The organism is Corallococcus sicarius (assembly GCF_003611735.1).
GTDB lineage: Bacteria > Myxococcota > Myxococcia > Myxococcales > Myxococcaceae > Corallococcus > Corallococcus sicarius.
This window is the reverse complement of record NZ_RAWG01000270.1, coordinates 1-13,373: the sequence shown is the minus strand read 5'-3', so window position 1 is coordinate 13,373 and position 13,373 is coordinate 1. Positions and strand designations below refer to the sequence as shown.

9 protein-coding genes are annotated in these 13,373 nt (G+C 70.0%); 4 read left to right on the top strand and 5 right to left on the bottom strand.

The window, feature by feature from the left end; translation table 11 throughout:
* Positions 1-459: 459 nt before the first annotated feature.
* On the top strand, positions 460-1,272 hold the full coding sequence (locus tag D7X12_RS31355; RefSeq protein WP_120628918.1) for a hypothetical protein: 813 nt from the start codon (positions 460-462) through the stop codon (positions 1,270-1,272).
* Positions 1,273-1,355: 83 nt separating this feature from the next.
* Here the strand turns inward: D7X12_RS31355 and D7X12_RS31350 are convergent, their stop codons facing one another.
* Positions 1,356-3,821 carry a lytic transglycosylase domain-containing protein gene (locus D7X12_RS31350; protein ID WP_120628917.1) on the bottom strand — a complete coding sequence of 822 codons (2,466 nt, stop codon included), beginning with the start codon at positions 3,819-3,821 and terminating at the stop codon, positions 1,356-1,358.
* Between the two features lie 271 nt (positions 3,822-4,092).
* Complete coding sequence (locus tag D7X12_RS45175; protein ID WP_120628916.1) at positions 4,093-8,451, bottom strand: carbohydrate binding domain-containing protein; 4,359 nt, start codon at positions 8,449-8,451, stop codon at positions 4,093-4,095.
* A 164-nt stretch (positions 8,452-8,615) separates the two neighbouring features.
* Here D7X12_RS45175 and D7X12_RS31340 point away from each other — a divergent pair, with 164 nt between their 5' ends.
* Positions 8,616-8,918 (top strand): DUF6289 family protein, encoded by a 303-nt coding sequence (locus D7X12_RS31340; protein WP_120628915.1) that lies wholly within the window; start codon positions 8,616-8,618, stop codon positions 8,916-8,918.
* A 28-nt stretch (positions 8,919-8,946) separates the two neighbouring features.
* Here the strand turns inward: D7X12_RS31340 and D7X12_RS31335 are convergent, their stop codons facing one another.
* Both D7X12_RS31335 and D7X12_RS31330 read right to left on the bottom strand, forming a co-directional pair.
* A complete protein-coding gene (locus D7X12_RS31335; RefSeq protein ID WP_244224886.1) occupies positions 8,947-10,344 on the bottom strand; it encodes a BamA/TamA family outer membrane protein in 1,398 nt (465 codons plus the stop codon).
* 73 nt (positions 10,345-10,417) lie between these two features.
* The gene (locus tag D7X12_RS31330; protein ID WP_341868249.1) at positions 10,418-11,185 is read right to left on the bottom strand and encodes a lysophospholipid acyltransferase family protein; all 768 of its coding nucleotides are present in this window, start codon (positions 11,183-11,185) and stop codon (positions 10,418-10,420) included.
* A gap of 198 nt (positions 11,186-11,383) precedes the next feature.
* On the opposite strand from D7X12_RS31330, the gene D7X12_RS31325 reads away from it, so the two are divergent.
* On the top strand, positions 11,384-12,544 hold the full coding sequence (locus D7X12_RS31325) for a fatty acid desaturase family protein (protein WP_120628913.1): 1,161 nt from the start codon (positions 11,384-11,386) through the stop codon (positions 12,542-12,544).
* A gap of 1 nt (position 12,545) precedes the next feature.
* Here the strand turns inward: D7X12_RS31325 and D7X12_RS31320 are convergent, their stop codons facing one another.
* Positions 12,546-13,043 (bottom strand): hypothetical protein, encoded by a 498-nt coding sequence (locus tag D7X12_RS31320; RefSeq protein ID WP_120628912.1) that lies wholly within the window; start codon positions 13,041-13,043, stop codon positions 12,546-12,548.
* A gap of 152 nt (positions 13,044-13,195) precedes the next feature.
* On the opposite strand from D7X12_RS31320, the gene D7X12_RS31315 reads away from it, so the two are divergent.
* The coding region (locus tag D7X12_RS31315) for a peptide deformylase (RefSeq protein ID WP_208719395.1) at positions 13,196-13,373 on the top strand (178 nt) is incomplete at its 3' end.

Sequence of the window (13,373 nt, the reverse complement as noted above, 5' to 3'; positions counted from 1 at the left end):
GGGCAGGGGCGGGCGCGCGCCGGACGACTCGAAGCCGTCCTTCCACGCGATGGGGCGGTTCCGGGACTTCGCCTCCGGGGCGCGCGCGTCCTGCGCGGACGTGCGCGAGACGGAAGTCAGGGGGCGCGAGCTGTCGTTGATCTTCGAGGCCATGGTGGGGGAGTCCGGGGGAGGAACCGCGCTCCCCAGATTATCCGACCGGGCCCGTCACAAGTTGTGCACCGCGGCACATTCCATGAATCCAGGTTTCAAGACCGCGTCATCGCCGGAGAGCGGCGGAGGGCGGCCTCGCGGCCCCTGTGACCTGTCTTGCTACAAATACACTGTTTCATGTGACATCCAGGGTTACTCCAGCTTTCTCGAATCACGACAAACAAGAGTGAAAACAGACGGACGGGTTGTGTTGGCGCAAGCGGTGCAGTGGTGGGCCGGGCAGTCCACCCCACGACGAGGTAGTGCATGCACCTGAAGATGACGGGCACCCTGCTGGCTTCCATGCTCCTGAGCATGGCGGGCTGCGCGGGCGGCGCCGACGACACCCAGCCCTCCGGTTCCCTCCACACGCAGGAGTCCGCTGCGCAGCAGTGTCTCAACCGGTTCGACGGCATCACGAGCTGCGCGCTGGGGCAGGCGAAGCTCGCCTCCGTGGCGGAGGGCCTGTCGGTCTCCGGTCTCGCGGCGAAGACGGACGGTGTCTCCAGCACCTTCACGAAGGCCGTGAAGTGGGAGCAGCGCACCGCGGTGAGCCTGGGCCAGACGGGCGGGCTCCAGCTCGCCGCGCGTGACGCGGATCAGGTCGTCAGCACGCTGAGGATCACCCCGGGTCGCGAGGCGAACACGGTCATCATGGCGCCCACCTTCACGGGCACGCCGGGCGGTTCGCGCTACACGATGAACATCTATCGCGGGGGCGTGCTCGTCACGTCCAGCCCGCAGCCGGCCGGGATGATGATCACCTTCACCAACTGGCGGGACTTCCTCCGCTGGGCGGAGATGCACTCCTGGTTCCTGAACGACTTCGACATCGACGTGCACTCGCGGACGGCGGCGGCGGACGTGGGCGCCTGCGTGTGGCGCGTGCGCGCGGAGACGACCACCTTCACGGCGACGGTGGACGGCAAGTCCTTCGTCGGTGACGAGGTGGCGTTCGTCGAGACCATCGCGGACGGTGCCTACCCGTACCGCCACTTCACGGGCATCGACGTGAACGCGGTGGCCAGCCAGTTCACCATCCGCTCGGAGTCCATCACGGTGCCCGAAGGCGCGAAGTAGCTCGCGACCGTCGTTGTTGCTTCTGACGCCGGACGGGCCCCAGGGGCTTCCGTCCGGCGTCTGCACGTCGGGCCGCCGGAGGGCTACCGCCCGGTGGAGACGGAGGACGTCGGCGTCGCCACGTTCCTGCCGCTGCCGCCCGTGCCCGTCGCGGGGCTGATGGACGGCGTGCGCGCGGCCTCCAGCGGCGCCTTGCGGGCGGGCTGGAAGGTGGTGGGGATCTGGTTCGCGTAGAGCAGCTTGTAGGCGCTGTAGCTGCTGAGCACGCGCTTGACGTACTCGCGGGTCTCCTCGAAGGCGATGTGCTCCACCCACTCGTCCAGCTCCGCCTGTGGCAGGGCCTTGCGCCAGCGCTCCACCGCACCCGGGCCGGCGTTGTAGGCGGCCACCGCGTAGGCGGGGTTGCCGTCGAAGTGCTTGAGCAGCTGGCCCAGGTAGGCCGCGCCCAGGCGGATGTTCTGCGCGGGCTGGAGCAGCGTCGCCTCATCCACCGCGGCCATCTTCAGCGAGTCCGCCACCTGCCGCGCCGTCGCGGGCATGAGCTGCGCGAGCCCCAGCGCACCCGTGGAGGAGCGCGCGCGCGGGTTGAACCGGCTCTCCTCGCGGATGAGCCCCTGCAGCAGGTCCGGATCCACGCGCGCCGCGCGGGAGTAGCCCTGGATGAGCGGGCGGAACGCGAGCGGCCACGTGGCCTCCCACACCGGTCGCGACGCGGCGCTCAGCGGCCCGGAGGCCTCCTGGCGCAGCGACATGCGGGCCACCTGCCGCGTGGCCCGGCCCCGGCCGGTGCGGCGGATGGTCTGGTAGAGCAGCCGCGAGGGCGCCTCCGCCAGGCCACGGGTGTCCACCGCGAGCAGCTCCTCCGCCACGCCCGGCTGTCCCAGGCGCAGCAGCTCCACGCCCGCCACGAAGCGCGGATCCTTCTGGAGCGGGCCGGGAGGCAGGGGCCAGACTTCATCCGAGCCCGGCGCGGAGCCCGGCGTGGGCACGGCGGCGCTCGCCTTCATCACCTCCGGGGTGGCGGACGCCTGCATCAGCCGCGACAGCCGGTCCGGGGCGTGCTGGGCCAGCCGCGCCCTCGCGAGCAGGCCGTACCAGGCCGCGGGGCGTTCGGTGGCGATGAGCTCGTAGCGCGCGAGCGCGGAGTCCACCGCGCCGCCGGACTCCTGGATGCGCGCCTGCCAGTACTTCGCGCGCCACAGCGCTTCGTCCGTGCGGGCGGCCTGCGGAAGCTGCTCCACCGCCGTGAGCGAGGCCAGCGCGGCGGCGGTGTCGCCCTTGCGCATGTGCAGCCAGAAGGCGCGGAAGAGGCCCTCGGCGGCGAAGTTGCCGGAGGCGTACCGCGTCGCCAGCTCCATGTAGCGCGACAGCGCCTCGTCCGTGCGGCCCACGCGCTGGAGCGTCCACGCCTCGAAGAAGAGCGCGTCGTCGGCGTAGCCGTGCTCCGGGTAGTCCTTCGCCAGGGTGGCGTACGTCCCGATGGCCGCCTCCGGTTGGACCACCGACTGCGAATAGCCCAGGAGGTAGAGCGCCTGCGGCCGCTGCTCGGGCGACATGCACTCGCGCGCCACCGGCTCCAGCACCTGGATGGCCCGGCGGTGCAGCCGCTCCTTGCGCAGCGCGCGGCCCATGGTGAGCTGCGCACGGCACGCGAGTTCATCCGGCAGCTCCGTGCGGGGACCGGAACGATTCAGCATCGTCATCGCCGCGTTGTTCTGGTGCAGCTCCACCAGCGCTTCGGCCCGGCGCACCCGCCACTTCATGGGCAGGGGCAGGTCGCGCAGCATCGCCCGCGCGCGGTCCGCTTCACGCGACATGGGCGCGGTGGCCCAGACCTCCAGCAGCGCGCGGTGCTCGGCGTTGTACTGGCCGGCCGCACGGGCCAGGTCGCAGTACGCCAGCAGCGCCTTCATCCGGAGCGCGTCCGGCCCGCGCGCCTGCCGGTGGTCGATGAACTCCTGCAGCGCCGTCATCGCCTCCGGGATGCGGAGCTGGCGCTTGAGCACGCGCGCCATCGCGAAGCGGGCGTCCGGGTAGAGCGGGGAGCCCGGGCTCACGGCGCCGTACTGCTCGGCCGCGCGCAGGGGCTTGCGCAGCCGCTCATGCGACTCCGCGGCCTTCATCAGGCAGTGGTCGCGCAGCGGGGTGTAGTCCTCCGCGAGCGCCGTGAACTCCGCGGCCGCGGTGGTGAAGTCCCGCGCGAGCAACGCGCTCTGGGCCTGGAGGTAGCGGCCCGGAAGGGTAGGGGGCGCCTCGGTGGCGAGCAGGGCCCGCGCCGCCTTGTACCGGCCCCGGTCGTACTCCGTCCGCGCCTTGGCCAGCAGCCCCTCGGAGAAGTAGGAGGTGAGCCGCTCCGGTCCGAAGGCCTCCGCCGTCAGCTCATCTTGCGAAGGCTGCGCCGTCGGCGTGTCCAGCAGCGCCTCCAGCTTCTCTTCCGACATCACGTCGCCGGAGTCGTCCTCGCCAGGCGCCTGCGCCCACGCAACGCCCGGCCCGAGCACGCTCGCACACGCGAACAAGACCACCGCTGTTCCTCGAAGTCCGTCCATGCCAGCCCTCGTTCGTCCGCCTGGGACCCGAATGGATTGGCACTGCCTGGACGGATGGGACCTGCCCGCCTGTTCGGTCTCCAGGCACGCGTTGGAGAGTGGATACGGTCGCAGGGGAAAGGGCAGGAGGAGTGCACGAAACCGGACGACACGACCTGCCCGGAACTGGCACGCGGTGTGCCAGCAGGTTCCGGGTGGGAAGGGGGGTCTTTATGGAATCAGGACCCCGCGCCCATCGTGAGCACGCGGGGTCCCCGGCTGCGTCAACGCGCTACTTCCAGGTGTCGTTGAGCGTCACCGTTCCGCTCGCGGGAGTGGTCGAGGCGCGGTTGGTGCCGCCCTCCCAGACGACGTTCCCGCCTCCGTCCTTCTTGATGTACTTGTATTCAAACGAGGTGGAGCCGGGCAGGCCCACCGTCACGTCCCACGTCGGGTAGTTGGCCGGTGAGAGCGCGACGGCCGCCGCCGGGTTCCAGCTCCCCAGCGCGGGCAGGCTGCCCACGACGAAGATGTTCTGCCCCTGCACGGTGCTCGCCGTCTCGCGGAAGGTGACGGCGGCTCCGGACGTCGCGGTGGTGACGCTCAGCGCGCTGCTTCGCGCGGACGCGTTCCCGGCGGAGTCCCGGGCGCGCACCGAGTAGCTGTAGGCCGTGCCCAGCGTGAGCCCGGTGTCCGTGTAGGCCGTGGCGGTGGGTGAACCCACGAGCGTCCCCGCCCGGTACACGTCGTAGCCCGCGATGCCGCTGGCGTCGGTGGAGGCCGTCCACGTCAGGCTCACCGTCGTGGCCGTCCTCGACGGAGACACAAGGCCCGTGGGCACGCTCGGCGCCGTGGTGTCGGTGGAGGGCGCGCCGGCCGTGATGACGCCGGCGGTGAACGTGGAGGTGCCCTCGGGCAGGAAGTAGTTGAGCCCGCCGTTGTTGTCCCACGTGCCGCTGCCGTTGTTGAACACCGCCTCGAGCTGCGTGGCGCTGCCCAGGCTGACGGTGAGCTTCGCGTAGCCAGCCACCTCCGCATCCGGCATGGCCTGACCCGGCGCCGTCGTCCACGTCCCCCCCGCGGGGCGGGAGTGGAGGTAGGGCGTGGCGAAGCCCTTCTTGTAATAGACGGTCGCGGTACTGCCCGTGCTGGTGGTGACGGACAGGGCCGTGCTCGCCGCGGACAGGTTTCCCGCCGCGTCCTTCGCCTTCACCGTGTACGCATACGTGACGCCGGTGGAGAGGCCGGTGTCGGTGAAGCTGGGGCCCGTGGGCGTGCCCACCTGGATGCCATTGCGGAACACGAGGTAGCCCGTGACGCCCACGGTGTCCGTGGAGGCCGTCCAGGCCAGCGACACGGAGGTGTCCGTCCTGGACGGCGCCGTGAGGCCGGTGGGCGTGGAGGGCGCGGTGGTGTCCACCACCGGCCCGCCCGGCGTGATGGTGCCGGCATTGAACGTGGAGGTGCCCGCGGGGAACAGGTAGTTCAACCCGTTGTTGTTGTCCCAGGTGCCGCTGCCGTTGTTGAAGACGGCCTCCAGCTTGTCCACCGCGCCCAGGTTGACGGTGAGCTTCGCGTAGCCGGCCACTTCCGCGTCCGGCATGGCCTGACCCGGCGCCGTCGTCCACGTCCCGCCCGCGGGGCGGAAGTGGAGGTAGGGCGTGGCGAAGCCCTTCTTGTAATAGACCGTGGTGGTGTAGCCCGTGCCCGTCGTCACCGGGAGCGCGGTGCTCGCGGCGGACGTGTTGCCCGCCGCGTCCTGGGCCTTCACGGTGTAGCGGTAAGTCGTGGAGGAGGAGAGGCCCGTGTCCGTGTACGTCGTCCCGCTGACGGCCGCCACCTGCACGCCCTCGCGCAGCACGAGGTAGCCGGCGACGCCTTGATCATCCGTGGAGGCCGTCCAGGACAGCGCCACGGACGAACTCGTCACCGCCGCCGACGCAAGCCCCGTGGGCACCGACGGCGCCACCGTGTCCGGGGCCCGGGTGAGGACGGAGAGCGCGGTGCTCGCCGCGGACGTGTTGCCCGCCGAGTCGCGCGCCTTCACGGTGTAGCTGTACGTCGTGTTCGGCGTCAGGCCCGTGTCCGTGAAGGAAGGCGTGGGGCTGGTGCCCACCTGCGTGCCCGCACGGAAGACGAGGTAGTCCGCGACGCCCACGTTGTCCGTGGAGGCCGTCCACGTCAGCTTCACCGAGCGGTCCGTGCGCGTGGCCGCCACGAGCCCCGTGGGCGTGGAGGGGGCGGTGGTGTCCACCACCAGGAAGGGCGGCGTGCCTGCCACGGCGCCGTTCACGTCCTCCACGTACTTGCCGCCCGTCAGCGTGTAGCGGCCCGCGCCCACGTAGACGGATTGGATCTCGCTGCGGGTGATGTTGCCGCGCGTGTCGGTGGCCTCGATGTAGTAGTCGAGCAGCTGGTCGCGGTAGCTGCCCGTCGTCACGTAGTAGAGGTCCCCCGTCTCCTGCGCCGGCACCTTCGCCATCACCGCCAGGTGCGCGGGCTGCCAGGACACGCCGTTCATCGACGGGCGCAGGTCGCGGCGCTTGAGCGGCAGGTCCACCCAGGCGCCCACGCGCGCGGGGTCGATGTTCGGGATGCCCGCCGCCTTCAGCGCCGCCGGATCATAGACCTTGTGCGTGTTGTCCGCGGGGTCGATGGACTTCGCCGCGTGGACGCGCACGCGCGCCTTGATGCTGGCGATGCCGCTCACGTCATGGGCATACGTGTAGAGGCCGAACACGTTGTTGAAATGGTGCAGCGTCCAGCCCTCGGACTTGTCCGTGTTGGCGCTGCCGGGGTTGTACGGCCAGCGCTGGGGCCACCACACGGAAGGGCCGGTGCGGTCCTGGGTGAGCCGGTCCTGCACGTAGGGCTTGGAGAAGTAGAGCGACTGGTTGAAGGACAGCGTCGGCTTGACGATGTCGTCCACGTTCTCGTCGTAGTAGCCGAAGCCGGAGTCCATCGAGGGCAGCAGGAAGTACCAGGCCAGCTCCGCCGGGTTCGCGCCGCCGGCCCAGTCATTGGCCGCGTCTCCCTTCACGGGGAACGCATACATCCACGGGTTGAGCTGGTTGCCCGGGTGCGTAATCTGGCTGTCGATGGCGGTGGTGGGCTTCCAGTGGTTGGGGTGCGCGTCCAGCCAGATCTGCTCGGCCGTCCGTGCGTAGTCGAGCGCCGCCTGGAGCTGGGCGAAGTTGCGCTCCAGGTAGTGCCAGCCGTGCTCGAAGGAGACGGTCATCCCTTCCTGGATGCCGCTCAGGTTCGTCTTCGGCGCCAGGTTGAGGCCGGTGGCCGTGTTGAAGGCGGGGAACTGGCCCTTCCAGATGCCCATGGGCAGGCGCCAGTGGTGCCACTGGGGGTCCGACGACGAGTCGCGCGTGTCCACCCACGAGCCGTCCTGCACGTGTACGACGTCGCTGGCGACGGGCGTGTGGGCCGTCAGGTATTCGCTGATGCCCAGGCACTGCACGCCCGCGGTGCAGGTGACGCTGCGGCCGTTGTACCAGGTGTCCAGCGAGCCGGCCCGGCCGCCGCTGTTGTCGCCGTCATGGGCCAGCACGAAGAACTGCCGCTGCGGGACGAGCCCCTCGAAGCTCTGGAGGTTCACGACGTCCACCGTCGCGGAGCCCTCCCAGCCCTCCAGCCAGGAGCCGTTCTGGTTCACCGGGATGCCCACGACGCGGGACTCGGCGCCCGTGGCGGGGTTCACGTAGCGCACCCAGTGCGGCGTGGAGGCGAAGGGGTACTTGTTGCGGATGGTCTGCTGCTCGTGCGCCATCTGCACGCTCACCCAGCTGCCCACGCTGCTCGTGTTCTGCAGGTCCGCGCGGTTGGGCGGGGACACCAGCGTGTCCGCGCCCGGGTCGTTGAGGAACGGGTAGTCCTTCAGCGTGCGGGAGAAGTGGTTGTCCCCGATGACGGACCACTGGATGCCCAGCTTCGCCAGCGTGGGCACCAGCCGCTCGGAGAACCCCAGCTCCGTCGGGAAGAAGCCCGGCGACGACTGGAAGCTGCCGCCCAGGAAGTAGGGCTGCGCGAGCGTGGCGCTCTGGTAGACGAGGTCCTTGAGGAAGTAGTCCGGCCCCACCAGCGGCCCCATGCTGTGGTGCCCGGTGAAGTGGATGAGGTCCAACGTGCGCTTGCCGGAAGGGGTGCGCAGCGCGTCGTACTTCGCCTTCCACGGCGAGCCCCACGCCGCGTTGTCGTAGCCCGAGACGTTCTTGCGCGTGGACAGGTCGTTGACGTTGTTCACCACGGCGCCGGACATCGTCACGTGCACCTGGCCGGGGGGCGCGTTCGTGCGCATGTCCTGCGCGACGTCCGGCGGCCAGTACAGATACGCGCCCGTCTTCGCGTGGTGTGAGTAGTACGTCACCAGGTCGTCGTGCGGCATGGGCGCGCCCGACGGCAGGAAGTACGTGTAGTTCGCCGGAGGCGACTGCTTGATTTGGATGACCTGCGCGTCGTAGGCGTAGCGGATGGGGCCGCCCACGGGCGTCGTCGCATACTGCGAGACGTCGTAGTACGGCCAGAAGTTGGGCATGTGGTTGTGATACACGTGCGCCGCCGCAATCGACTGCGCGTGTGTCAAACCGGGGGACAGCACAGACGTCACCGCCGCGAGCAACGCGACGGCCTTCAATCCACGCATGGGGGAGCCCTGTCTGGATTCGGCAGGAAGGCAGCGAATCCTGGGCTCAACCTAGACCATCCGCTCCAGTGGGACGGAAGCTTTCCCGCCGGTTCGGGGTCCATGGCTTTCCCAGGCGCCTACCGGATAGGATTGTCCTCCACGCAAAACAGGAGAGATGCCCGATGAAGCGTCTGCTGATTTCTTCGCTGGCGGTCCTTGCCCTCCAACTGGCGGGGTGTGGCGGTGGGATGGAGGAGGGCGAAGCCCAGACACCTTCCGCACCGGTCGCGGATGACAAGACCCAGGCGGGCCCCATCGGCGGCCCCTTCTATGGGACGCACACGAGCTATTTCAGCGACAGCGCCCGCACGAACCTGGTGGGCGTCCGCGAGTGGGGCTGCTCGAGCGCGACCTACCTCATCAACTGGGGCACGGACGTCGGCTACGAGTCCACCTTCAAGTTCCTGTGCGCGCAGGCGCTCTAGGCCGGACGCCTCCTCGTGCGTCACGCCCTCAAGAAGGCGTGACGCCCGCGACGAGGTAGACGCGTACCTGCCCGGAGTTGACGCCGTAGGCCACGTCCACTCCGAGCAGGGGCAGCACGACGTTGCTCAGGTACAGGCGCAGGCCCGCGCCCACGCCCTGGGCCACCGTGGCGTTCTCGAGGCCGGACTTCGACTCGGGCAGGTAGCCGCGGATGACGCGCCCGGTGGCGTCGCGCAGGAGCCCGCTTTCGGGCAGCTCGCGGAAGGCGATGACGCCCGTGTCGGAGAAGCCCACGCCCCGGAAGGCGAGGGATTTGATGGAGAAGAGCGGGAAGTGGTACTCGGCCGTGAAGGTGAGCCGGGTGTCGCCGCGGAACTGGCGGTACTGGAAGCCGCGCAGGGTGTTGCCGCCCATCACCAGCTCCTGATGGAAGGGCAGGTCCTTGCCCACGGACAGCTCGCTTCGCAGGACGAGGTTGTTCTCCGTGAAGAAGCGCAGGCCGTGGCGGTAGAGGATGCCAAATCTACGGTAGCGGAACTCGCTGCCCACGCCCGGGGCTGACACCTCGTAGGAGCCCTCCAGGTTGAGGCCCTCCGTCACCGCGTGCAGCGTCTGGCGCGAGTCCAGGCCCACCATGAAGCGCAGCGACGTGTCGCGCAGGGACGGGCCGGTGGAGAAGGCCTGCTCCTGCACCGGCTTCTCCGGGTCCGGGGACTGCGCGTCGATGCTGGACAGGCGGTACTTCGCCGCCGCGCGCACGCGCTCGAAGAGGATGAAGCCCAGCTCACTGGAGAGGGACGCGGAGTTGAGGCGCGTGCGCCGGACGATGACGGGGTCGTCCTGGCTCGCGCCCGGGAGGTACTCGTCCACGCGGTCGCTGCGCAGCTGTCCCTCCAGGCTGAACTTGACCTGGGGAAAGCCGAAGACGAGCGGATCCAGGTAGCCCAGGAAGAGGCCGCTCTCGCCGGTGCTCACCTGGGCGGCGGCGGCGAACTTCTTCGCGCGGCCCGCCAGGTTGTTCTCCGCGTAGAGCAGGCCACCGCCGGTGTTGGCGGAGGACAGCGCCACCGTGGGGGCCACCACCCACGACGCCTTGTCCTTCACCGACAGCATCAGCCGCACGCGGCCGTCGGGCAGGGGCTCCGTGCGCGCACGCACCTCCTGGAACAGGCCCGTGGCCAGCAGGCGCCGCTCCACCTTCTTCAGCTCCTCGTCATCGACGAGATCTCCCGCGCCCAGCTGCGCGTAGGAGCTGACGGTCCCGTGCTTCGTCTTGTCCGGGCTGTCCACCACCACCTCCGCCACCTCGGAGCGTCCGGAAGTGGACAGGGGCGTGTCCTCGGCGCGGGCGCGGGGGGCGCCCAGCACGAGGAGGAGGGCGGCGAGGACGGGGACGACACGGCGGGGATTCAGGGCGGCAGGCACCCGGTGCTCATACCCCGGCAGGCTCGCGGGACGACTGTTTCCTCGTGTGAAGGCCGGCGCGTGCGCGAGATGCTCAACGTTCGGCTTCCATCCGGGCCTTCTCGCGAACAATGACGTCGCGCACATGGTCTCGCAGGGCCTGTACGTCCCCGGCGAAGCCCGCCGGGTCGATGGGCTCCAGCACGCGCACCCGGGCATGGACCGAGTTCTGGAACACCAGTCCGTGCTTGGGCATGGTCCGCGCGGTGCCGGTGAGGACGATGGGGATGATGGGGCAGCGCTGCTGGATGGACAGCGTGAAGGCGCCGTCCTTGAAGGCCTTCACCTCGCCGTCCTTGGAGCGGGTGCCTTCGGGGAACATCAGGATGGGCACGCCGCGCGACAGCCAGCGCTCACACCCGGCCATCATCCGGATGATGCTCTCGCGGTCTCCACGCACCAGCGGCACGTAGCCGTTGAGGTGCATGTTCCAACCGATGAGCGGCAGCTTGAAGTTCTCCGCCTTGGAGACCCACTTGAAGGGCCGGTAGAGGCCGAAGAGGACCAGGATGTCCCCCAGCGACTCGTGGTTGGCGACGAGCACCGCCGCGCCCTTCCACGGCAGCCGTTCGCGGCCCTCCACCTTCAGGTGCCACACCGGGTTCACGTAGAAGTACAGCTGCGCCCAGAAGCACGAGTACAGATGGAGCACGCGCCTGTCCGCGTCGAACGGACGCGTGACGGCCCACACCACGAGCGCTCCGAGGAAGAGCCCCGTGCTGGACACCGCGAAGAAGAGCCAGAAGGCAATCGAGAAGAGGAGTCGAATAGGCCTCAGTCTGTCATGGATTGGCGGATCCAATCACGGAGAGTGAGCATCCTGACGCGGAGCGGATCCCCGTGCTCCGCCGTGAGCCCCTGGGAAAGCGGGTCCTGCCCTGTCACCGGGCGAGCGGGTGAGCGGGAAGGAAGGCTTTTCGCGGCCACGGACGGAGGCTAGCGTGCGACCTTGTCCCGGCCGTGCCCGTGGTTCCCCGTCCTGCTCCCGAGGAGTTCTTCCATGTCCCGCGGCACCCCCGACTTCGACCTCGCCTCCGTGGATGTGGAGGGCTTCTACCGGGAACTGAAGGAGATCCGCGCCCAGGTGGACGCGTCCCTGGGCGAGGCGGACGCGGCGCACCTGCGGAAGCTGGAGCGCTGGGGGCGGGCGGCGACGTGGCTGGGCGTGGCCACGGCGTGGATGGCCCCGAATCCATTGAGCGCGGTGGCGCTGGGCGTGGGGCGCTCGACGCGCTGGCTGCTCATGCACCACGTGGGGCACCGGGGCTATGACCGCGTGCCGGGCATGCCGGTGTCGCGCACGAGCAAGGGCTTCGCGAAAGGGGCCCGGCGCTTCGTGGACTGGCTGGACTGGATGCTGCCGGACGCGTGGGTGTTCGAGCACAACGTGCTGCACCACTCGCACACCGGCGAGGACGCGGACCCTGACCTGCTGGAGCGCAACGCGGAGGGCACGCTGCGGGACACCGGCCGCCCGCTGCCCCTGCGCTACGTGCAGCTGGGGCTGCTGGCCGTGACGTGGCGGGCCAGCTACTACGCGCCGGAGACGCTGGGGTCGCTGCGGCGCAAGGGGCGGCGTGAAGGGGGTTCGCTCACGCGCGCGGAGGTGTGGGAGCTCGTCACCCGCTGCTATCTGCCGTACGCGACCGTCAACTTCGGCCTGTATCCGGCGGCGTTCCTCGTCGCAGGGCCGTGGGCGGCGTTCAGCGTGCTGTGCAACTCCGTGATGGCGGACGTCGTCACCAACCTGCACACGTTCTTCGTCGTGGGGCCCAACCACACCGGCGAGGACCTGTACCGGTTCGACAGCGCGCCCGCGAACAAGGCGGAGCGCATGGTGCAGCAGGTGCTGGGCAGCGCGAACTACCGCACCGGCGGCGACCTGAACGACTTCGCCCACCTGTGGCTGAACTACCAGATTGAACACCACCTCTGGCCGGACCTGCCGATGCTGAAGTACCGCGAGGTGCAGCCCCGGGTGCGCGCGCTGTGTGAGAAGTACGGCATCCCCTATGTGCAGGAGAGCGTCTGGACCCGCGCGCGGAAGATGGTGGATGTCGTCGTGGGCAAGGCGTCCATGAAGCGGCTGGCGAGGGCCGGGGCGCCGGCCGTGACGAACGCGAGCGCGGACGCGAGCGCGGCGGAAGCGTCCGCGGCCTGAGTCACGCGGGCGGCGCGCGGCGGCGGCGGGGCAGGGGGGCGAGCGCCACGGGCGTGGCCTCCACCGGCGGCTCTTCGTGGCGGACGGCCTCCGCGTTCACCACGCGCACGCCATCCGGCTGCACGGGCAGACCGATGGTCTCCACGAACAGGCGGTAGCTCTCCTCCAGCCGCCGGTGCAGGGCGATGAAGGTCTGGTGCGCGGTGCCGGGCATGTCCTCGGTGTAGGTGAAGTACCAGCGCAGCTCGTCCAGGCGCGCGTAGAAGTGGTCCACCACCGCCTGCTCCTGTTCGGAGAGGTGGATGAGCTGGATGAAGGCGCCCTCGGCGTAGTGCGACGCCACCGTCTCCACCAGCGGGCCCCGGCTGCGCAGGCGGGAGAAGAGGATGAACATCTCCTCCCGGCGGGCGGCCAGGCGGCGCATGATTCCGGCGGCATCCAGGGCGAGCAGGTTGCGCACGCGAGCGCTGGTCTCTTCGGCCTTCTTGCGGCGAGCCATGGTGCGACGCAGCCTACCGTCAGTGGCCCGGGTGCCGTGAGGCCCGTGGTGTCCAGGGGTCGCCTTCCTCGTGGGGAGCCTGGCGGCCAGGCCCGCGCCTGCCTCACGGCGATGCGGCGCGGCAGTGGAGCGGTTGTTACGGTGGGGCCACCATGGTGCTCAAGATCGTCCAGGCGGGGGAGCCGGTGCTGCGACAGCGCGCACGCGAGCTGACCCCTGAAGAGATTGGCAGTGCGGAGACGCGGCAGCTCATCGCGCTGATGCGCGACACGATGCGGGACGCGCCCGGCGTGGGGCTGGCGGCGCCCCAGGTGGGGGTGGGCGTGCGGC

Coding starts and splice junctions, on each gene's coding strand:
- D7X12_RS31325 (WP_120628913.1), top strand. CDS start 11,384: ATGTCCCGCGGCACCCCCGACTTCGACCTCGCCTCCGTGGATGTGGAG.
- D7X12_RS31340 (WP_120628915.1), top strand. CDS start 8,616: ATGAAGCGTCTGCTGATTTCTTCGCTGGCGGTCCTTGCCCTCCAACTG.
- D7X12_RS31350 (WP_120628917.1), bottom strand. CDS start 3,821: ATGGACGGACTTCGAGGAACAGCGGTGGTCTTGTTCGCGTGTGCGAGC.
- D7X12_RS31320 (WP_120628912.1), bottom strand. CDS start 13,043: ATGGCTCGCCGCAAGAAGGCCGAAGAGACCAGCGCTCGCGTGCGCAAC.
- D7X12_RS45175 (WP_120628916.1), bottom strand. CDS start 8,451: ATGCGTGGATTGAAGGCCGTCGCGTTGCTCGCGGCGGTGACGTCTGTG.
- D7X12_RS31355 (WP_120628918.1), top strand. CDS start 460: ATGCACCTGAAGATGACGGGCACCCTGCTGGCTTCCATGCTCCTGAGC.